21 protein-coding genes and 1 tRNA gene are annotated in these 21683 nt (G+C 56.6%); 13 read left to right on the top strand and 9 right to left on the bottom strand.

Features of this window, described 5'->3' with window-relative positions:
* The 8 genes from QUG01_RS14315 to rplU form a co-directional block, all read right to left on the bottom strand.
* The coding region (locus tag QUG01_RS14315; RefSeq protein ID WP_500830728.1) for a transposase at positions 1-332 on the bottom strand (332 nt) is incomplete at its 3' end.
* A 121-nt stretch (positions 333-453) separates the two neighbouring features.
* Positions 454-1221, bottom strand: coding sequence for an ABC transporter ATP-binding protein (locus QUG01_RS14320; protein ID WP_500830729.1), 768 nt, complete (start codon positions 1219-1221; stop codon positions 454-456).
* A 20-nt stretch (positions 1222-1241) separates the two neighbouring features.
* A complete protein-coding gene (locus QUG01_RS14325; protein WP_500830730.1) occupies positions 1242-1955 on the bottom strand; it encodes an ABC transporter permease in 714 nt (237 codons plus the stop codon).
* Positions 1952-2641, bottom strand: a complete 690-nt coding sequence (locus QUG01_RS14330) for an ABC transporter permease (RefSeq protein WP_500830731.1) — start codon at positions 2639-2641, stop codon at positions 1952-1954. The genes QUG01_RS14325 and QUG01_RS14330 overlap by 4 nt, the downstream gene beginning before the upstream one ends.
* A gap of 140 nt (positions 2642-2781) precedes the next feature.
* Positions 2782-3561 carry an ABC transporter substrate-binding protein gene (locus QUG01_RS14335; protein WP_500830732.1) on the bottom strand — a complete coding sequence of 260 codons (780 nt, stop codon included), beginning with the start codon at positions 3559-3561 and terminating at the stop codon, positions 2782-2784.
* A gap of 488 nt (positions 3562-4049) precedes the next feature.
* Positions 4050-5210, bottom strand: a complete 1161-nt coding sequence (gene obgE / locus QUG01_RS14340) for a GTPase ObgE (protein WP_500830733.1) — start codon at positions 5208-5210, stop codon at positions 4050-4052.
* 131 nt (positions 5211-5341) lie between these two features.
* Positions 5342-5617: a 50S ribosomal protein L27 gene (gene rpmA / locus QUG01_RS14345; protein WP_043621127.1), complete on the bottom strand. Its 276-nt coding sequence runs from the start codon at positions 5615-5617 to the stop codon at positions 5342-5344.
* A gap of 12 nt (positions 5618-5629) precedes the next feature.
* A complete protein-coding gene (gene rplU, locus QUG01_RS14350; RefSeq protein ID WP_043621130.1) occupies positions 5630-5941 on the bottom strand; it encodes a 50S ribosomal protein L21 in 312 nt (103 codons plus the stop codon).
* A 183-nt stretch (positions 5942-6124) separates the two neighbouring features.
* Between rplU and ispB the strand changes: the two genes are divergently transcribed.
* From ispB to QUG01_RS14390, 8 genes are all read left to right on the top strand, one after another.
* Positions 6125-7105, top strand: a complete 981-nt coding sequence (gene ispB / locus QUG01_RS14355) for an octaprenyl diphosphate synthase (protein ID WP_043621180.1) — start codon at positions 6125-6127, stop codon at positions 7103-7105.
* 22 nt (positions 7106-7127) lie between these two features.
* Positions 7128-7202 (top strand) — tRNA-Arg (locus tag QUG01_RS14360).
* A gap of 428 nt (positions 7203-7630) precedes the next feature.
* Complete coding sequence (locus QUG01_RS14365; protein ID WP_500830734.1) at positions 7631-8830, top strand: tyrosine-type recombinase/integrase; 1200 nt, start codon at positions 7631-7633, stop codon at positions 8828-8830.
* A gap of 469 nt (positions 8831-9299) precedes the next feature.
* Complete coding sequence (locus QUG01_RS14370; protein ID WP_500830735.1) at positions 9300-10304, top strand: DNA-methyltransferase; 1005 nt, start codon at positions 9300-9302, stop codon at positions 10302-10304.
* A gap of 129 nt (positions 10305-10433) precedes the next feature.
* Positions 10434-10892, top strand: coding sequence for a BglII/BstYI family type II restriction endonuclease (locus QUG01_RS14375; RefSeq protein WP_500830736.1), 459 nt, complete (start codon positions 10434-10436; stop codon positions 10890-10892).
* An 8-nt stretch (positions 10893-10900) separates the two neighbouring features.
* A complete protein-coding gene (locus QUG01_RS14380; protein ID WP_500830737.1) occupies positions 10901-12235 on the top strand; it encodes a hypothetical protein in 1335 nt (444 codons plus the stop codon).
* A gap of 4 nt (positions 12236-12239) precedes the next feature.
* Entirely contained in the window at positions 12240-14051 is a 1812-nt protein-coding gene (locus QUG01_RS14385) for a DEAD/DEAH box helicase (RefSeq protein ID WP_500830738.1), read from the top strand.
* Between the two features lie 314 nt (positions 14052-14365).
* Positions 14366-14944, top strand: a complete 579-nt coding sequence (locus QUG01_RS14390; protein ID WP_500830739.1) for a protein NO VEIN domain-containing protein — start codon at positions 14366-14368, stop codon at positions 14942-14944.
* A 158-nt stretch (positions 14945-15102) separates the two neighbouring features.
* On the opposite strand, the gene QUG01_RS14395 is transcribed toward QUG01_RS14390, so the two are convergent.
* Positions 15103-15324 carry a helix-turn-helix transcriptional regulator gene (locus QUG01_RS14395; RefSeq protein WP_500830740.1) on the bottom strand — a complete coding sequence of 74 codons (222 nt, stop codon included), beginning with the start codon at positions 15322-15324 and terminating at the stop codon, positions 15103-15105.
* A gap of 1340 nt (positions 15325-16664) precedes the next feature.
* Here QUG01_RS14395 and QUG01_RS14400 point away from each other — a divergent pair.
* From QUG01_RS14400 to QUG01_RS14420, 5 genes are all read left to right on the top strand, one after another.
* On the top strand, positions 16665-17096 hold the full coding sequence (locus QUG01_RS14400; RefSeq protein ID WP_500830741.1) for a DUF1376 domain-containing protein: 432 nt from the start codon (positions 16665-16667) through the stop codon (positions 17094-17096).
* A gap of 361 nt (positions 17097-17457) precedes the next feature.
* Complete coding sequence (locus QUG01_RS14405) at positions 17458-18150, top strand: hypothetical protein (RefSeq protein WP_500830742.1); 693 nt, start codon at positions 17458-17460, stop codon at positions 18148-18150.
* A 121-nt stretch (positions 18151-18271) separates the two neighbouring features.
* Positions 18272-18673 (top strand): hypothetical protein, encoded by a 402-nt coding sequence (locus tag QUG01_RS14410; RefSeq protein WP_500830743.1) that lies wholly within the window; start codon positions 18272-18274, stop codon positions 18671-18673.
* Positions 18674-19125: 452 nt separating this feature from the next.
* Complete coding sequence (locus QUG01_RS14415; protein WP_500830744.1) at positions 19126-20097, top strand: bacteriophage abortive infection AbiH family protein; 972 nt, start codon at positions 19126-19128, stop codon at positions 20095-20097.
* Positions 20094-21479 (top strand): hypothetical protein, encoded by a 1386-nt coding sequence (locus QUG01_RS14420; protein WP_500830745.1) that lies wholly within the window; start codon positions 20094-20096, stop codon positions 21477-21479. Before QUG01_RS14415 ends, QUG01_RS14420 begins: the two co-directional genes overlap by 4 nt.
* Positions 21480-21683 lie beyond the last annotated feature (204 nt).

Genomic DNA, 21683 nt, shown 5'->3' on the forward strand with positions numbered 1-21683 from the left:
GCACGGACTGTCAGCCCCTGAATCAGGGCTGCGCCATAGTCGAGCCAGCGCTCGGCCTGGCGCAAACGGGCCAGGGGCGTGCCAGACAGGGCGTTGCAGGTACGCAGGCAGGCTTTGCAGCGGTAGCGGCGCAAGCCTCGCTGCCAGCCCCAACCGATGAGTTGCTCGGCGGGGGCTGCGCAATGCGGGCAGGCGATTAGGTCAGGAAGGGAGTCGGCGAGTACGTCATACCGGGAATGAGCTTCTAGTGCGTGCTGGAGGGTGGCTCTCTGTTTGCGGCTAAGGGTATCTAGCTGGGCAAGCAGGCGTTGAAACGACTGGGTATCCATCATCACGCTCCTGGTGAGAGGCTTACTTCAGTGTAGTTACCAACTTGTAATTGGGACATAGCCAAAAACAAACCCGCCGGCTGACGACTCCGGCGGGTTTCCTTCCCCCTTGGCAGGGATAGTTTTACTTTAGACTACCCGACAGGAAAGCTTTCAACCGTTCGCTCTTGGTATTGCCGAACACCTCGTCCGGATGGCCTTCCTCTTCCACCAGCCCCTTGTGCAGGAACATCACGTGATTGGACACGTTGCGGGCGAAACCCATTTCGTGCGTCACCACGATCATGGTGCGGCCTTCCTCGGCCAGCGCCTGCATCACCTTCAGCACTTCGCCCACCAGTTCCGGGTCCAGTGCCGAGGTCGGCTCGTCGAACAGCATCACTTCCGGCTCCATCGCCAGCGCGCGGGCAATGGCCACGCGCTGCTGCTGGCCGCCGGACAGGTGGGCCGGGTACTTGGCCTGGGCGCGCTCGTCCAGTCCCACCTTGGCCAGGTATTTCTTGGCGCGGGTGAGAGCTTCGTCGCGCGACAGGCCCAACACATGCACCGGCGCCTCGATGACGTTTTCCAGCACCGTCATATGGCCCCACAGATTGAAGTGCTGGAACACCATGGCCAGTTTGGTGCGCATGGTTTGCAGTTGCTTCTGGTCGGCCGGGATCAGCTCGCCGCGCTTGTCCTTGGCCAGGCGGATTTCCTCGCCGTTCAGCGCGATGCTGCCCTGATTCGGTTTTTCCAGGAAATTGATGCAGCGCAGGAAGGTGCTCTTGCCCGAACCGGACGAGCCGATGATGCTGATCACGTCGCCGGCCTTGGCCTTCAGCGAGATGCCTTTCAGAACTTCGTGATCGCCGTAGCTCTTGTGAATGTTGCTGATAGTCAGCTTGTCCATCTAAATGATTCCCCAGTGTTTCAGCTCTTGGTCGGGCGCAGGTAAGCAAGCCAGCGCGCTTCGGCCTTGCGGAACAAGCCGACCAGGATAAAGGTGATGCTCAGGTACAGCAGCGCGGCCAGGCCGAACGCGTTGAAGGAGTCGTATGTGGCGGCGTTGACGTCGCGCGCAACCTTCAGGATGTCCGGCACGGTGGCGGTAAAGGCCACGGTGGTGGCGTGCAGCATCAGGATCACCTCGTTGCTGTACGCCGGCAGCGCGCGGCGCAAGGCAGACGGGATGATGACCCGGCGGTACAGCGTGAAGTTGCTCATGCCATAGGCGCGGCCGGCTTCGATCTCGCCATACGGCGTGGCCTTGATGGCGCCGGCGAAGATCTCCGTGGTGTAGGCGCAGGTATTCAGCGCAAACGCCAGAATGGTGCAGTTGTAGCCTTCGCGGAAGAAGTGGTTCAGGAAGCCCACCTCGCGCACCACGTCCAGGCTGTACATGCCGCTGTAGAAGAACAGCAGCTGCACATACAGCGGCGTGCCGCGGAACACGTAGGTGTACAGCCACACCGGGCGCGACAGCCACTTGATCTTGGACACCCGCGCCACCGACAGCGGCACCGACGCGATAAAGCCGAAACCTACCGACAGCACCAAAAGCCACATGGTAACAGCCAGGCCGGACAGGTGGTAGCCATCGCTCCACAGAAAGGTCTTCCAGAATTGCTGGATGATGTCGATCATAGGTCCGCCTCCCGCACACCCATAGAATAGCGGCGCTCCAGCCACATCAGCACGAAGTTGGACAGCGTGGTCAGCAGCAGGTAGATCGCCCCGGCCACCAGCGTGAAGAAGAACACCTTGTAGGTGCTCTTGCCGGCATCCACCGAGGCCTTCACCACATCGGCCAGGCCGATGATGGACACCAGGGCGGTGGCCTTCAGCATCACCTGCCAGTTATTGGAAATGCCCGGCAGCGCAAAGCGCATCATCTGCGGGAATTGCACGCGATGGAACACTTGCCAGCCGGTCATGCCATAGGCGATGCCGGCCTCAATCTGCCCCTTGGGCACGGACAGGAAGGCACCGCGCAGCGTCTCGGTAAAATAGGCGCCGTAGATGAAGCCCAAGGTGACGATGCCGGACACGAACGGGTCCAGATTAATCTGGTCGATATGCATCCCCTCGGTGATCTTGTTCATGCCGATCTGCAGGCTGTAGAAAATCAACAGCATCAGCACCAGATCGGGCACGCCGCGCACCAAAGTGGTGTACACGGTGGAAATCCCGCCCAGCACGGGATTGTGCGACAGCTTGGCGCCCGCGCCAAAGAGGCCGATGACGAAGGCGAGCAGCAGCGACAGCACCGACAACTCCAGCGTCACCAGGGTCCCCTGCCAGATAATGGGACCGAATCCATCCAGAAACATTGTGTTCCCCTTGTCGAGCGGCCGTATCCTTCAGCTTATATTGCCGAATGGAAAGCGGCCCTCCAGATCAATACGCCCCGGCAAAGCGGGGCGCATCACTACATAGGGCGAGCGGCCGCGCCGCCCGCCCGCTGGCGGCATCAGCCGCCGTACACGTCGAAGGTGAAGTATTTCTTCTCGATCTTCTTGTAGGTGCCGTCCTTCAGCATGCCGGCGATGGCCTTGTCGATGGCGGCCTTCAGATCGGTATCTTCCTTGCGCAGGCCGATGCCGGCGCCTTCGCCCAGGGTTTGCGGATCGACCAGGTTGGCGCCGGCAAAGGCGAAGCCCTTGCCTTCAGGCTTCTTCAGGAAGCCCATGTCGGCCTGCACCGCGTCCTGCAGCGAGGCGTCCAGGCGGCCTGCGCTCAGGTCGGCCAGCACCAGGGTCTGGTTTTGGTACGGAACCACTTCCACGCCGGCCGGGGCCCAGTGCTTCTTGGCGTAGGCTTCCTGGATGGTGCCCTGCTCCACGCCCACGCGCTTGCCCTTCAGCGAAGCCGGGGTCGGCATCAGGCCGGAACCAGCCTTGGCCACCATGCGGGTCGGGGTATTGAACAGCTTGGCGGAGAAGGCGATTTCCTTCATGCGCGCCTCGGTCATCGACATCGACGACAGCACGCCGTCAAACTTCTTGGCCTTCAGCGCCGGAATCATGCCGTCGAAATCGTTTTCCACCCACACGCATTTGGCCTTCAGGCGTTTGCAGATCTCGTTGCCCAGGTCGATGTCGAAGCCGACGATTTGGCCATTGGCGGCCTTGGATTCAAACGGCGCGTAACTGGCGTCCACGCCAAAGCGGATTTCCTTCCAGTCCTTGGCGTAAGCGCCCACGGAGGCGGCCATCAGGCCGATAGCCAGCGCAGCAAGTGCCTTCTTCATGCGATTCTCCTCATCAAAGCAATGCGAACTCTTGTTTCGTCGACCGGCGAGAACGCCGGCATTTTGTCACCCAGGCACCCCAGCGCCCGGAACGGAACTGCAAACTGCTCGTGATTCGGCCAGGCCAAGAGTCTGTTCCAGGTCTAAGGCTTGGCTGCACCATGTTATATAGTTAGAGCAATTTGTCTAGCAAGACGGATTTTCTTGCTATGCCGCAATCATTTACCGGGCATATGCAGCCAAGCTAAGCAGATTCCGTGCCACGGAGTCCTTCAAACCGGCGGCTGGTTTGGCGTTTTCCCCTGAGGACAAAATACAACATCCAATTGACTTGTGAAGTAACGGCGCGTGAAAAGATCGGTGTACAACAAAGCGACGAAAATGAGCGAAAATCGGTCAAAACCCCACATTTTGCCCAAATTGAATAAAAAAACGGGCTGGATATGCCTCCAGCCCGTCTTCCATACCATGAAAACCTTGCGTTTTCGTTACGCCTGGTCACCCTCGCTTACCGTCGGCGCTTCCGGCGTGATCAGCTTCTGCTTGGCGGCAGCGGCCTGCTGCTGCAGCGCCTCTGCTTCCTTGCGCGCCTCCGCGCGCACCACGTCCAGATAGGACATGATGGCGAAGGTCAGCTCGCGGGTGCCTTCGTGGTTCAGCGCGGAGATGGTGAACACGCGCGGCGCCTTGATGTCGAAACCGAAGGAATCGTCCGGCTGCGTCTGCGGCCAGCCGTAGGCGTTGAGGAAGGCGGACACGGTCAGCTCGCGTTCGTCCTCCGGCAACATATCCACCTTGTTCAACACCAGCCAGCGCGGCTTGCTGTACAGTTCCTCGTCGTACTTCTTCAGTTCGTCGACGATGGCGCGCGCCTCGCGCACCGGGTCCACGTTCGGGTCAAACGGGGCGATGTCCACCACGTGCAGCAGCAGGCCGGTGCGCTGCAGGTGCTTCAGGAAACGATGGCCCAGGCCGGCGCCTTCGGCCGCGCCTTCGATCAGGCCCGGAATGTCGGCGATCACGAAGCTGCGGGTATCGTCCATCCGCACCACGCCCAGATTAGGATGCAGCGTGGTGAACGGATAGTCCGCCACCTTGGGACGCGCGGCGGACACCGCGCGGATGAAGGTGGACTTGCCGGCGTTGGGCATGCCCAGCAGGCCCACATCGGCCAATACCTTCAGCTCCAGCTTCAGGGTGCGCTGCTCGCCATCCTCGCCCGGCGTGCACTGGCGCGGCGCGCGGTTGGTGGACGACTTGAAGTGGATGTTGCCCAGGCCGCCCTTGCCGCCCTTGGCGATCATCACGCGCTGGCCGTGGTGCGTCAGATCCGCCACCAGTTCGCCGGTGTCGTGGTCGGTGATCACGGTGCCTACCGGCATCTTCAGCTCGATATCGTCGCCGCCCTTGCCGTAGCAATCGGCGCCGCGGCCGCGCTCGCCGTGCTGCGCCAGGTATTTCTTGACGAAGCGGAACTCCACCAGGGTGTTGACGTTCTCGTCGGCCACCGCGTACACGCTGCCGCCCTTGCCGCCGTCGCCGCCATCCGGGCCGCCAAACGGCACGAATTTTTCGCGGCGGAAGCTGGCGACGCCATTGCCGCCGCGTCCGGCCATCACTTCAATCCGGGCTTCATCGATGAATTTCATTGCTCAAAACCTCTGTCTAGCGAGGAGTCAGGCGTCAGGATTGGAGCCATCCAACCCTCACGCCTTGCCCCTCGGGTATGAAAAAAGCCCTATCGAAGGATAGGGCTTTCTCGGGTGCCAGAAAGCGAAAATTATTCGCCGTCTACGCCGGTGTACGGAACCACGTTAACGGTCTTGCGCTGATGCGCGCCCTTAACGGTGAATTCAACGTAGCCATCAACCTTCGCGTACAGGGTGTGGTCCTTGCCCTGGCCGACGTTTTCGCCAGCGTGGAACTTGGTGCCGCGCTGACGCACGATGATGGAACCTGCCGGAATCAGTTCGCTGCCGTAAACCTTAACGCCCAAGCGTTTGGCTTCGGAGTCACGACCGTTGCGGGAGCTACCGCCTGCTTTTTTGTGTGCCATGACTGTTTATCCTTACTTCGAAATCGCGTCGATGCGGATTTCGGTGAAGTTCTGACGATGACCCTGATGCTTCTGGTAGTGCTTACGACGACGCATCTTGAAGATGCGGATCTTGTCGCCACGACCATGGGCAACCACGGTAGCCTTGACGGTGGCGCCGGCTACCAGCGGGGCGCCTACAACAACCTGTTCACCGTCAGCAATCATCAGCACTTCTTCAAGTACGATCTGGCTGTCGATGTCTGCAGGTATCTGTTCTACTTTAAGTTTTTCACCGATGGCAACCTTGTACTGCTTGCCGCCGGTTTTTATGACCGCATACATTCGCATGAGCTCCTGAATATTGAATCCCCGCACCTGATGCGCAAGGGAACGCGAGACTATACGTGCCCGCACTCAACTTGTCAATAATTTCATCGACTTATGCGGCAAACACGGCAGCATGGCGGCTGCGGGGGCTTTTCTGGTAAGATTCCGCACTTTGGCGTACCCATCGCAACGATTAAACTGGTTGAAAACGTGTCCACCCCGCTTTTCCGAACCCTGATAGCCGCTGACATGCAGACGGTAGATCGCGTCATCCGCGACCGCCTGCACTCTGATGTCGTACTGATCCGCCAAGTGGCGGAGTACATCATATCCGCCGGCGGCAAGCGCCTGCGCCCGGCGCTCACCCTGCTGTCGGGCCGCGCGCTGGGCTACCAGGGCGCGCACCTGTTTGAACTCGCCGCGATGATAGAGTTCATCCACACCGCCACGCTGCTGCACGACGATGTGGTGGACGAATCCGACCTGCGCCGCGGCCGCAAAACCGCCAATGCGCTGTTCGGCAACGCCGCCAGCGTGCTGGTGGGCGACTTTCTCTATACCCGCGCCTTCCAGATGATGGTGACCACGCGCAGCATGGACATCCTGGAAGTGATGGCCGAAGCCACCAACATCATCGCCGAAGGCGAAGTGCTGCAACTCTTGAACATCGGCAACACCGACGTCAGCGAGGACGATTACCTGAAGGTGATCCAGTACAAGACGGCCAAGCTGTTTGAAGCCGCCGCCCGCGTCGGCGCGCTGATCTCCGGCGCCGCCCCGGAACAGGTGCAGGCCATGGCCGACTACGGCATGTACCTGGGCACCGCCTTCCAGATCATCGACGACGTGCTGGACTACAGCGGCGACGCCGAAACCATAGGCAAGAGCCTGGGCGACGACCTAGCCGAAGGCAAGCCGACGCTGCCCCTGATCTACACCATGCGCAACGGCAGCCCGGAGGCGGCCACGCTGGTGCGCGAAGCGCTGGAACACGCCAACCGCGACCGTTTCCACGACGTTTTGAATGCGGTACAATCCTGCGGCGCACTGGAATATGCCAAGAATGAAGCTGTGAAGATGGCCGAACAGGCCATTGCCTCCTTGCACAGCATTCCCGAATCGGAAACCCGCCAGGCCCTGATCGAGCTGGCCCGCCTGTCGGTGGACCGCAGCGCCTAGGCGCCGCCCAGTTTTCCAAAGCGTCTCCGTAGTTAAATGGATATAACGGCCCCCTCCTAAGGGGCAGTTACAGGTTCGATTCCTGTCGGGGGCGCCACCCACACTTCCAAAGCAGTCCAAGAAAGTCCAGAAAACCCTTACCAGATAAGGCTTTGCGGGTTTTTCTTTGTCCAATAGCGTCCAGCGACATACAGTGTCATCCACCATATCTGTGTACCTTTTGGCGTACCCTCTAGCAAACCTCCCCAAAAAAGGTACACAATACCTCTAGTACCTTTTGCAACCCTACTCATGCTTGGGAAGTACATACACACCGCGCCACGCAGCGATCGTCCGCGACAGGGAAGCTAGTCACAACCAGCGCTTAATCACCAGGGACAGGCCAAGACTCTCAGCCAAGCCAGCCCACGCGCTCCCCTGTCTGAAATCACGGCCATGTCCAAATGAGCGTCACGCAGGCCAGCCCTCCCAGATAGGGGGCGAAAGGTACACAGAAAAAGGTACTCAACGAAAAGGTACACGCCAATGGCACTGACCGATGTCGCCGTAAAGCAAGCCAAGCCGCAAGATAAGCCTTACCAGCTTCCAGATGGTGAATCACTGTATCTGGAAGTCACCCCCGCAGGGGGCAAACGCTGGCTCTTTCGCTACCGTTTCAACGGCAGAGCCGGAAAGCTCGCCCTTGGCAAATACCCGACCGTGAGAATCGCCGAAGCCAGAGACAAAGCTGCCGCAGCCCGAAAATTGTTGGCCGATGGCATCAACCCAGGCGCGCAGCGCAAAGCGGACAAACTGGCGGCCAAGCTCTCCTCAGAAAACACGTTTGCAGCCATCGCCGGAGAGTGGCATGACAAAGAAAAACATGAGTGGAGCGAACAGCACGCCGAACGGGTGATGACCTCGCTGGAGCTTCACATCTTCCCCTACATCGGCGCAACGCCCATCAACGACATCAAGCCTCTTGAGCTGCTAGAAGTTCTGCGCCGCGTGGAAAAGGCGGGAAACCTCGACACCTGCAAACGCTTACGTCAGCGTTGCTCGTCTATCTTCAGGCTCGCCATTCTGACAGGTCGCTGCGACAGTGACCCTGCAGCCCCACTGGTGGACGCACTGAAGACGCCGCAAGTGGAGCATCGCAAAGCCCTCAACCGCGATGAGCTGCCCGAGTTTCTGCATGCACTAAAAGAAATGGATTCCAACCGGCAAACCAAGCTGATGATGGAACTGATGCTTCACACCTTCACCCGCGTAGGGGAAATGAGCATGGCCAGATGGGAGGAGATCGACTTTGACGCCAAGCTGTGGACTATCCCGCCCGAACACCGCAAGCTGACCGAGAAATCCAAGAAATCCGCAGCGCCGCACCTTGTCCCGCTTTCTGACCACGCGCTTGCCATCTTGCGCGAGCTACAAGCCATCAGCGGCGGACGAGAACACATCTTTCCCAATCGCAACAGCCCGAACCGTCCGATGTCGCCGGAAACGCTGCGTAGGGCATTGCATCGCATGGGATTCAAGGGCAAGGCCGATGTCCATGGCTTCCGCTCCACCGCATCCACCATCCTGAATGAAGAAGGCTTCAACCCTGATGCCATTGAGCGCCAGCTAGCCCATGTCGAAAGAAACCGGGTCCGCGCCGCCTACAACCGCGCCGAATACATGGAAGAGCGCCGCCGTATGATGCAATGGTGGTCGAGCTATGTCTGCCAGCAGCAAGTTGGATAGATCCTAGAGGCAGTAGAAAAGCCAGCCACTCACCATGCACACGGCTCCACCAGACCTTGCCGATCCTCGTGGTTAAAGTGAGTGCCATGCATGAATAATTGACCGTATTGGCCGACCTACTGTCACAGCGGTAGTGGTAAGGCTGCAAGTCGGCCTAAACAGACGACCGGGCGAGCGATAAAGAATGGCCGTGTATCTATTGGAAGCGGCCAGAAATGTATCCAGTAAACAAAGGACATTTCAGTAGCAGGTTGTGCCAACCATGACTTACCTGCGAAAATAATGCAAGTGCTCCCCGCCCTCCGAGAAAACTTGGCAGGGCACTATATTTTTCGACAGAGACAGCCCAGCGTAGCGGACTACGCTTCCATCCTCTCAGGCTGCCATCAAAAGGGCCATGACAGCCCCCTGGACAGACGCAGCAGGACTGGAGCAGGACTTCGCCGACGCAAAGGGCTCATGGTAACAAATGCTTCAGATCATAACTCAGACAGACGCAGTCGACGCGAGGGCCTGCATGGCAGAAAAACAAGGACCGACCAAGGCTGAGGAGAAGATGGCCGTTCTGCTGGATACCAAGAGGGCTACCCCCGAGGACATCCTCGACGCAAGAGCAGCTCTATGGCGGGGAGACTCAGAGTTTTTTCTGTCGAGACTGCCCGAAGAACCACTATTCGACCTCGTGGTTACCTCCCCGCCCTACAACATCGGTAAATCCTACGAAACTAAGGAAGACCTCTCTCGCTACCTCGAGTGGCAGGAACGAATTATCGATCTAATCGTCCCACGTCTTAAAAAAACGGGATCGATCTGCTGGCAGGTCGGAAACTTCGTGGACGACGGACAGATATCTCCACTCGACATAGAATTTGCGCCGATTTTCAAGAAGCACAGGCTGCAACTACGTAATCGCATCATTTGGCACTTCGGACACGGACTGCACAGTCGTCGTCGGTTCTCGGGACGATACGAGACGGTCATGTGGTATACGAAGAGCGACGACTACTTCTTTGATCTGGACCCTGTCCGCGTTCCCTCTAAATACCCGGGGAAGAAGCATTTCAAGGGGCCGAAGAAGGGAATGATCTCGGGGAACCCTCTCGGCAAGAACCCCGAGGACGTTTGGAACATCCCGAACGTGAAGAGCAACCACGTAGAGAAGACCGAACACCCCTGCCAGTTTCCCGTCGGACTGATCGAACGGCTGGTTCTCTCGATGAGCCGCGAAGGGGATTTGGTGTTCGACCCATTCGCGGGAGTAGCATCTTCGGGTGTCGCATCTCTTTTGCACGGGCGGCGTTTCTGGGGATGTGAACTCGATGAGGGATTCGCAGCAACCGGTCTGGAACGACTCCGATTGACTGACGAAGGCTCCGTTCGTTTTCGCCCTCACGATCAGCCACTCTATGACCACACGCGCAGCCGTCTGTCAAAAATACCCATTCCGGACGAAAGCTCGCCGAAAGGGGTATAGCAGTCGAACGCGAGATGAAGCAACGTTCGTAACATTATTACACCCACACGCCATACCTGGATGTCGTAAAATCCGGTCATTCAGAAGTCCGACAAGGCTTACGAACGAAGCCGAGAATAAGGAAAAGCCGTGAAGTTCACTCCTCTCTCACATCAAAGTGCCGACACCCTTCTGCCAGCGAAGGCGCGCCTAGAGATCGAGAGCGCCATTGCATCCTGTAACGTCATTGTGAAAAAGGGAGCTGCAGCCAAGATTCGGGAGGAGCTTGTCCGCCTGCTTGATAACTCCGGCTGGTCGGGAGAGATGCAAGTCGAGCCTCCGTCGAAGATTACTATCGCCTCGAAAAAAAACGACGTCGGGCTGTGCATCCAAACGGGAGGGAACATGTCGCGCATGTATGCAGACATACTAAAACTTCAAAAACTTTACATGGAGAACTCGATCAAGTCAGCGGCCTTTATCCTTCCGGCAGCTCCGGCCGCTAGAGTTCTCGGTCAGAACATCGCCAACGCGGATCGGCTGATAGCCGAGCTCCAAATATTCCGGAAGGTCATCCATATGCCTATAGCCGTCTTCGCATTCGAATAGGAATCCAAATGCCCCTTGCGTCTGTCATCCCTCCACCGCCGAAGCAATCCTTTTTCGGATGGCCGCTCATTGATCGTCGCGAAGAGTTCGAGAAGCTTCTGACCCAGCCTCACGCCGAAACGTTTCGCGTCGAGAACTTCAAGGGAGGAACCGTTTCTCTGCCCATCCTGCGCGTGCCAATCAATCTCCCCAAGTACCGTATCTCCAACGGAAGAACGGCATCAGCCCAGCAGGAGTTCGCCGCACTCCATGACTATCAGCCGGACTTCTTCGAAACCGGAGATCCCGAACTGGAAGACATTCAGCAGTCGCAGCACCAAATCCTTATGGGCATGGTCAAGGAGGAAGGCCTTCTGCGCAAATTTGAGATATCGGCGAACAGGCAGGTCGAACCACTCCTTCTAGACGAGAACGGGTTCGTTCTCAACGGTAACCGCCGCCTTTGCTGCTGGCGGCTGCTCTATCAGAAAGACGGAAAGGAATATGGGCATTTCGGACACGTCGATGTCGTGGTCCTGCCCCACTGCGACGAGCAAGAACTAGACAGACTCGAAGCGAAACTTCAAATCGAAAAGGATATCCGGAGCGACTACACGTGGGACGCTGAAGCTGCCATGATGCTCCAGAAGCAGAAACTTCACGGATTCAGCACCACGCAACTCTGCCAACTATACGGAAAGAAGAAGAGCGAAGTCGAAGATCTGCTCGCGATGCGCAGCCTAGCCGCCGAATATTTGGAGACGCGTGGCAAGGCCAACACATGGAGCGAGGTGAGCGGAGACAAGTATGCCTTCCAGGAACTTCTAAAAGCCCTGAGCGCGACCGATTCCGCCAGTGACCGAGAGATTATCAAACACTCCGCCTTCTCCCTGATCGACGACTCAGACGGCGCGGGAGAGCGTCTCTACGCTGTCATTCCCAAGGTAAAGGTTCATTTGGAAGCCGTCAAGACAGGTCTCGCCGAAGCCTTCCCCCTACCCGTGCTGGAAGTTGACGAGGCCGCAGAGATGGCCTTCGGTAGCGGGAAACCGGAAGACAGCGCGGCCGCTGAGACTCCTCCTGCAATCGCTCTGGTAGCGGAGATGCGCAAGGACGAGGAGTCGCTAAAAAAGGCGCGCGACGTCGTGATCGAGGTGATTCGCTCACAGGACGAACAAGGCAAGGAGCGCGAGACAGCCGACTTCCTCTCTAAAACATTGAAGAAGGCCAATACACTCATCCAGAACGCCGTCGGCCATGGACTCAGACCGGAGAGCTCCATCGCCGGAGTGAAGGCTCAACTGGAGCAAATTCGCTTGGGAGTGGAGGCAATCGAAGCCTGGCGGGCTGAAAAGGAAGGTTGAGAGCGTGCTGGTATTCGACTATCGAGAGTGCGATCGAAGGGCTGTAGTCTACTGGGACGAGGCTGACGTAAAATGTACCTGGGTCGGAATAGCCAAGGACATGCTCATCTCGTCCTCCAAGGAGTCCAGCGCGGAGGGCACGACCGCTGTGAGCGTTCCGTGGTGGAGTTTCTTAGCTCTGCGCCCAGAGATACTGGACCTCTTGAAGGGCTTCAGGCTCAAAAGCAACGAGCACTTCCAAATCACCGAGGCTGCGACCGCCCATCTAGGCGCTGCGCATCAGCGAGCTATCGGATACAACCAGGCGACCAAGGCTGTACGACTTTCCGACGAGGAGCTCGAAGGAAAACTGAAAGTAGCAGGGTTCGCCAGAAATTTAACGCCACAGCAGTCCAGAAACGTAAAACTCCTTGGCGCGTTGCCAGCCGGCGCGACGTTCTCCGTTCCAGGAGCGGGCAAGACGACCGAAGCCCTGGCGACGTTCGCCTATCGAGCTGAGCCAGAGGATCGGCTTCTGGTCATCGCGCCGAAGAACGCGTTCGCCGCCTGGGACGAACAGTTGGATTCGTGCTTACCAGGCACGAGGGCTTTCGTGCGCCTGAGAAAGGGCGATAAGATTCCCAGCCAGTTGCGCGCGGACCCGCGGTTCATGATAATCAGCTATCAACAACTCGCCCGAGTGAAGGAGACGATATCCGAACATCTCGCTGGCCGTCGCGTCCATGTATTCCTCGACGAGAGCCACCGGATAAAGGGCAGAAACAATATCTCTACTGACGCCGTTCTCGGCTTCTCCCATCTTCCCGTCAGCAAGTTGGTCATGTCCGGGACTCCGATGCCGCAGGCTCCGTCAGACCTTCTCCCGCAGTTCAACTTCCTCTTCCCCGAAATCAAGGCGACAGAGGAGAACGTCGTAGACTTGGTGAAGCCAGTCTATGTGCGAACAAACAAGAGCGAACTGGGGCTTCCGGACGTATCTAGACTTCGAAAGACGTTGACGATGGACCCCCTTCAGGCTCGTCTATATGAACTCATGAAGAGCGAGGTGGCCCGAGAGGCCGCTCATGCTCTGAGCCAGACGGGCAGGCAACGTTTCAGGCATCTGGGTCGCTCCGTCACCAGAATCCTTCAGTTCGTGTCCAACCCGGCACTGCTAGCCGAGGAGATCGCCTTTGCGCACTCGAAGGAACTTGCGCAAGCTATCGCCGAAGGTCGCGGCCCCAAGTTGCGCTACGTTGTAAAACGAGCTCGCTCCCTAGTCCGAGAAGGACACAAGGTGCTGATCTGGTCGTCGTTCGTGAAGAACGTCGAATTCCTGTCAGAAAGCCTTCAGGATTTGGGAGCCGTATTCATTCACGGCGGTGTTGATGCCGGGGATGAGGACGACGACGAGACGCGCGAAGGGAAAATTCGCCTATTCCACTACGATCCGGGAGTCATGGTGATGGTCGCCAACCCCGCCGCCGCAGGGGAAGGCATAAGTCTCCATACGGTCTGCCACCATGCTATTTATTTGGACCGGAACTTTAACGCCGCACAATATCTTCAATCAGAGGATCGCATCCATCGACTCGGCCTCCCGACCAACCAGCAGACTACCATCGAAATCGTCGAATGCGCGGGAACCGTGGACGAAACGGTCCGCCAGCGGCTCGAGTTCAAGGTCGCTCAGATGGCGGACGCGCTAAACGACTCAGGCCTGAAGATAGCCCCGGTACCGATGGACCCCGACGAGGAAGACGAGGACGTGGGCGAGAGCGGACTCGATGAGGGGGATGTTAGAGCTCTACTGGCTTCTCTCGGAGGAGGAATATGAGACCCATGTCTCCGAGTGTGGCTTTCGGCTGCATAGAACTGCTCTCGGTGGCTGAGCGCTACCCTCTAACTCCGAGCGCGGTCCACTCTCTGTCCTTGGGAGCCGTTTCGCCGCAAGACATACTAGACGCGGCACTAGACATTCGCTGGCTGTCGGTGAGTACGGATGGTTTCCTCAAGCCTACCCCGCGAGGAGAACGAGCCCTAGCTGTCCCTAGTAGTCGTACCAAACTGCGCGTTCTGGTACTGGACCACATCGACGCGCGAGATCCCCCATGGCTCCAACTAGCCTCCTCGGGGCGTCGCGAGGTGCTGATGCACGCTCCGAAGGAGCTAAGACAGATATTCGTCGAGGCCGGGCTTGCCTATGACGGGGACGCAGAGACCGTCGCCTTTTGGGACGACTTGGCGAGACGCGCGCGTGGTGCCAGGGACGAAGCCCTGACTCAAATAGGAAGAACTGGCGAGCGCATGACCCTGGAATATGAGAAGCTCAGAACGGGCGCTGATCCGAAATGGGTCGCCTTGGACAGCAACTCGGACGGATACGATGTCTTGTCTCGCCGAGACATCAGGGACTCGCGCAGGCTCGTCATCGAAGTAAAAACGACTACGCAGGGACTCGCAGGATTTTTTTATGTCTCGCGCAACGAATGGGAAGTAGCCGAGGATGCACTCTTCCATGTATTCCATCTTTGGGACGTATCAGAAGGAGAGCCTCGCCTCGCCGTTCTCAAGCCTGAGGAGGTGAAGCGACACGCTCCAGCTGACGCAGGGATGGGGATGTGGCAGTCGGTACGCATACCTTTCTCCGCTTTCAAGGGGGCATTTAAGCCGATAAGCTGCCTTGCCTGTAATCCACAGAAGCCCCTCTCCCTAGCCTGTTCGCAGTGATGCTGATATGAATTACCCCTCGTTTATTAGATATATTTAGAGCGGCTAACAAAAATCAGTTTCACGGCTCGGGCAAGACGCGCCGACGCAGGCAGTACTTGAGTATGGCAAGTCGGCGCAACGCTGCTGCCCGTGATCACGGGCAGGTTTGGTCCACTTTACCGTCCACCTCGTGAATCCATCCAGTCCAGCACCTCCTGTCCACGCCAAGCAGTGATTCGGGAAGATAACTTGATTGGCTTGGGAAATGATCCATGAGCGACACATGCCCAAATCCAGCTCTTCTTAGTGCCTATCAGTAGTTCAACCTCCCAAATTCGCAGTAATCTTACGGCAAGCATTGATCTCGCGGTCTCATAAACAATCGGATTAGACTTCATTTCTACCCTCGCATGTCCATCAAAAATCAATGATGGCCATCATCGTCCACAATCTTTGCCACGAGTAGGTGCGAAAAATAAGGATTCAGGATGTTATCGACAATATTATGATGGCGCTGTCCAACAGTGCCAAAATAAAAACGCCAGTCGCAAAAGCGACTGGCGAGTAGTTTGAAGTCATGCCAAAGGCACATTTCAATCTTACTTCTAGTTTTGGTCATGCCGATTGTTTATATGTTGTGCTGCTTGTCTCTCCGCAAAAAAGAGCCGAGGTGCCACCCTCGGCACGGGTTTCAATCAAACGCTTTTTGACATCAGTTGCTGCCATCACCTTTCGCCAAGAGAACATCCGTCAGGTCTGCCCAATTGGTCTGCCCTTGCCATACGGCTAGACACTACTCAGTGAATCTCCCCCGCCTCTGCCTCCACCGGTGCCATCCAGTTTCTATGACAGTAGGCGGCTCCCACGTTAGCCACGCGCTACTCCGAAAAACCACGCCACCGCACTCCGCTATGTTTCTAGGCTACGCCTACCCAGGTTTCAACCTAGTTTCACTCTCGTGAGATTCCAAAGTCGATGAGTTACTCGAAACACGCTTCAACATGCCCTGACTAACCTTGCGGTCAGTGGCTTGTTTTTTCTCCAGACAGCACCGTCGAACGGCGCCGTTACACGATTAAGCTGTCCATCGAGGCAAGATTTCTCCTGCTCCCAGTATTTCCAGATTTCTCCTCAATACCCTGTGCCATTACTGGCACCTCAGAAGCCTCCGTGTCTGGCACTGGTCATCCCCTTTCGGTAGATCCCCAGGGCGGGACTATATACCCGCTTTCACATCATGGCAGGTCACTGCGCCATTTCCTACGCAGCGCCGTTTCCGTGTCGCCCAATCCCTAACTAATTGGCGATTGGGTCGAAGGGAGGGTTTTCACCTCCCAGCGCCCTTCGCAGCCGCGCCAGCCCAATTACGGGCACGCGGCTTCAGCAGCTCCCAGCTCAATTGGCGTTGAGTTGGTCGAGTCACAAACGTGCAATTGGGGTTGGCAGCCCCTGCACATTCAGCGTGTAGAGGTCACAACCCTTTTGCGGATCGCATAATGATTTTACGCCATGTCTTTGAGAAATGCTTTTTCTCGCAAAACAACAATAAATCATAAAAATCAATTTAAAATCAAAAACTTACGCAATAACAACCTAAGCGCCTATTTTTCACACCTACCTCCCATCACTCCAATATTTCAATATGGACATCAATGGATGAAAACAAATCATCCAGATTTTATGAGCATGCGTTACAGCTTTAAAGATACTTTCACAACCACGATTGGAGTAAGAAACCATGTCCGATGACAAAGAAAAGCTGCAAGCTAAGGCCGAGGTAGACGTTTCAATTTGGATGCCTATTTACATTGACAATTTCATCGCATCCACCATTCGCCTCACCCCTCAACAAATTGGAGCTTATACCTTACTCATATGCGACTACTGGAGAAATAACTCACTACCAGATGACGATGCAGCGTTAAGCCAGATAACACGGATACCACTCAAGCAATGGAAAAAAGATAGGGAGATCCTTGCCAAATTTTTTTCCATAGAGGGCCGTTTTTGGAAAAGCCACAAACTCGATGCTGAGAAGAAAGCCGCGATAGAAAATCGACTCAAAGTCATGGAACGCTCAGTAAAAGGGAACAAAGCCAAAGCAGACAAGGCCCTTGCTCGAGCGGAGCCTATGGGAATGCATAAGGAAGACCATAAGGACTCCCCATAATCGTTATCGCCATCGTAACCATTTTCTAAATTTAGGCTTTGTTAAAATTTAAGCTGCTTTACCGTTCAAGAAGAAGGTAGGGAGTGGCAAGGGGATTGGGCCGCAAATCAGTGATGAGAGGGTTCAGATTTTCATGCCTCGCTAAGTAGAAATTTTCGCAAATGGAATCTCTATTTATGCTGTGCCTCCACTCCGGCCAACCCCACACCCCCTCCTCCTTGAACGGTGCATGCTGTTCCTTTATTTAAGCTCGGCATAAATTTTGTCTTAGCCCTTAGCGCAATGTGCAATCTGAACCATGCAATCCGCTCTGTGAACTGCGCAATGCGCATTGAGCAGTGCTTATCTGCCAAGGATAAATATGCTTTACGAAAGCAAGTTGACGTTTATGCAACGCCTGCAGCAAGCCGCGGGGAACGGCTATTATCACTACATCACTGGACATATCGAACGTGAAAAATTCGATACCATGGCGAGGAAATTCGCGCAGTTGTATGAATCGGAAATTTCTCGCCAATCAAAAGCACGTCGCAAGCGCGCAGGTGCAGCAACCAGCACTCTTTTTGCTATGCAGGTACGCGGGCATCCGCAGCAAGACCAATCCGAGCAGCTATGGTTTGTGCTGATGGCAACAGAAGGGGTCGGGCGGGTCCATGTGCGGGAACAGCTACAAGACCTGCGGCAAAAGCAAACTCGGCTGACAATGCTAGATGGCCACCATCAGCTGATCCATGATGGGGTCAGTTGGACCTGGCAGATGACTCCATCCCACCTACAGAAATACCGCGAGCGCATTCACCTGATCGCCGCCCTTCCGCCGCATCGGCGCCGGATCATCGAGCTCGATGACATCCCTCGTGACCTGTCGATAGAGCGGCTGCAAGATCAGTTGTACGGCGAACCAGGCTTCCGTCTCGTGCGGCGCCAAGTCGGCCTGCTGGTTAAGTACCTGCGGGCCGAGTGGAAACGGCTACGGCCGGCTGCCGGGCCACAACCCAGACAGATCAGCTATCTGCCCTACATTCGCTTCCGCCCAAACAAGCAGGCGAAGTAGAATAGCCAGATAGCACATTGCTGCAGAGGATTATCACTCCCTGTATCCCATCTCCATTTTGCCAGGCAAACCGCGAAGCCAGGATTGGCTGCGCCCAGCCCCTCTCGAAATGGAGACCAACATGCATCAACAAACTGAAGAGCTGATCGAAATCCTACAAGAGGTCATCGAAGGCCTGACTGACCGCGACATCGTCGACATGGACCTATGCCAAATCGGCTTAGCTTTTTTCCCTCGCATGCATCGAGCCATCGCCAGCCCATGTTTTGTCGATGGCAGCTGGCACCAAGATGGGGAAGTACGAGAAGGTTGGCATGACCTGTTTGGGGCAGGTTTTCCAGTAAGCGGCTTGCCCGTTCTCACCCTGCTGGATAACGGTGAAATTGAACATGCCATTCACTCACCGGAACTGACTGTGGATAACCCAGCCTGGACCAAACTACAAGCCGAATCGATTCGCTCCCAGATTACCGAAGCCATCCCTTACGCCGCCAAGCATCTAGCCGCGGCAATCCAAGGTTAATCTCGCTCAGTACTACACTGCCCGTCCTGTAGCGTCGCTTTGCATTAAGGGAAACGCAACGACAGGCCGGCGCAGATGATGTCTATCTGCACAGCATCGCCATAATGCCAATCCTCACACATGAGCTCGCCGGCAAGGGACCGGCAGCTAATCTAGCCGCCCCACTGTAAACGCCACGCATCGTTCCGCCTCGTAATAGTTGCCTGGTATGACGCCTTTGACAACAAAACAGTAGCGGATTCGCTGATGGATAGGGTCATCCATGACTCGTATAATATCCAGTTGGCCGGCGGGTCGATGCGACAAGCGTGAAGTTTGTCGGCCTTAGCGGATTTCAATGTCATTGTGCTAGCATGACTGCTATCGGCCATCAGCCTACCGTATTCGACCGCTTCGCGGCACGCTGATGTGATGAAGGGCGGCTTGGCAAATGAACACTACGAGGAGATGAGATGGCTCGGCAGGAACTCGACCAGGGATGGGGCGGCTATGTTTCACCGGTGACACCTGGCGAACAGATCCTGTACATCATCGGCAATGGATTCGACCTGCACCATAACGTCCAGTCCTCATATCCAGCGTTCGGCCGGTACTTGCAGGAAGTCGATGCCGACACCTACGATCAATTGGAACGCTACTTTTCTGTCGATGACGACTTCTGGTGGCAATTCGAGGCACAGCTTGCACACCTCGATACCGACTCGCTCCTCGACGATGCCGCGGCATACCTGCCCTCCTACAGCGCCGATGACTGGAGCGAGGCAGGACACCACGACTACGAGTACGAGCTGGACCGAGTGGTTACAGCGATCTCATCTACACTGCACCTTCGGTTTAGCGAATGGGTGCGTCAGCTCGTCACTCCTCAGCCAACACTGATGATCAGCAAACTGCTCCCGCTGCGCCAGGACGCATGCTACCTCACATTCAACTATACCGACACGCTGCAGCGTGTATACAGCATTCGAGATGAGAGAGTGAACCACATCCATGGAGCGGCGGCGCGCACGAATGACCAGCTTGTCCTTGGGCACGGCTGGGAACGCACCGCGGCAGACTCGTTCAACCACGGTATCGATCCCGAGTCGACTGATGTCCGCGTCATAGATGGCAACAGAATCATCGATCGCTACTTCACCAAAACGTTCAAGCCCACGGCGCGCGTGATCGAAACGAATCAGCCCTTCTTCCAAAGTCTGTCGGGCATCAAGAAAATCTTCATTTTGGGTCACTCGCTGTCGGCTGTCGACCGCCCCTATCTGCTGGAGCTGCTCCGGCATCTGGGCCACCATGACATTCAGTGGCAGGTTAGTTACCATGGGTCGTCGGAGAACGCCAAAGCTGGCATGAACAGCCTGGATGTCGCTACCAACCAAGTAAACTTCGTGCCGCTGACCGAGCCGGCTCTGTGGGCTTGCCCATGATGGCAACGCATATCACGCCGCAGAGACCCAGCCCCTACATTTCAATCGGAGGCGGGATCGAGAATGATCCCGAGATCGCTGCCGCCCTCGTCTGGCTCGCTTCCTCCACCGGCGACCCTTCTGCCTTCTTTGACAGGTTAATAGCCGCCCAACGACGCTACCACGAGGTCACGTCCGACGTCGCCGCCCGCGGCAAGGATCCTTCGTGGTCAGATATTGGACCGGACATCGTCGCCGCCTACCTGGCTCAGGGAAAATCGCTGCTCGATGATCGTCGTTCGTATGACTTCACGCTCGTATCCCACGTCGCACCTTGGCTCAAACAGCTCGGAGCGAACCTGCCTGCGCTGAAGCAGGTCAAAGGCGCGCCGGATCGAGCACTGCGCATGCTTCGTCAGAGCCAAGTACTTCCAGACACCGCACTGTTCGAGCTGGTCATGGCCAGCAACTATGCTGCGGAAGGTTTTGACGTCGCCTTCATCGAAGAAGGACCCGGAAAGACGCCGGATTTGCGGCTCTCCAGTACTGGGTCGGGCAACGAGCTGTTCGTGGAGCTAAAACGCCTGCAGCGGGGAGACTATGAGATCGAAGAACATCGCCGACACATGGAGATTTTCCAGAAGCTCGAGCCGTTTTTGCACGAGCAACGTCTGTCTGTCGATGTCGATGTGACCTACGTGAAGGAGCTGGCCGACGTGCCGGTCGACTACCTCCTACAGCAGGTCAAGCACATGCTGGAAAGTCCGATACTTCTCTCCGACGGCTACTCGTGGCGGGATCAGTTAGGCAACGGCCTTATCCGCAACGCCAACGTGGCTGCCGTACATAACGACACGCGTGAAAGCTATCTTTACTTCGGAACGAAGATGGCACGGCTTCTCTCGGGACGCGTCGTTTCAGAGCGCAACTATCACCTCACCGCAGAGACCTCGGTCTATCCCGAAGATCCCAGGTACATAGACCAAATGAAGTTCGGATCCGTCGTGACCTGGCAGTGCATCGCGCAGGAGGCGATCGAGCGCAAGGCCAAATACGTGCGCAGCAAGCTGTCGGAAGCCGACAAGCAGATTGCCGGCCATGGTCGGGGCATTATCCACATCGCTATGGATACCGAGCTTCACAGCAAGGCCTCCGATCTGCGGCGGCAACGCAACCAGGACACGCTAGGCACGTTCCGGATGAACTCACAGACCGGCATCGTCTACCTGCACTACTTGGCCCCCCGGGTGTCTGAGGATCACTCCTGGCTCATAGATGAAACAGTCGACGTATTCAGCCGGCTTGAGCCCTCGCCTCCGCCGTTTCCCGCCTTTGCCAGCTCGACCTCGCTGGATAACGATGAGCCCTCTTGGCGACAGCACTTGCGGCCATCCAATGTATAGAGGCATAAAGCGGGTTACCAACATAACCCCTTATAGCGCCGTAACGAATTATTTCACCTTAGCCGCTGGTCTCATTCTTTCCGGAGAATACAGCGTGGACAATCAACTGCTCCTACTTGATGGCGACTGGTACACAACTCCAGAACTTCGGCTCGAAAGAACGTCATTAAGCGCTGCATAGGAACGGAACGCAGCTATTTCCGA

This window comes from Chromobacterium sp. CCUG 76385 (assembly GCF_059916625.1).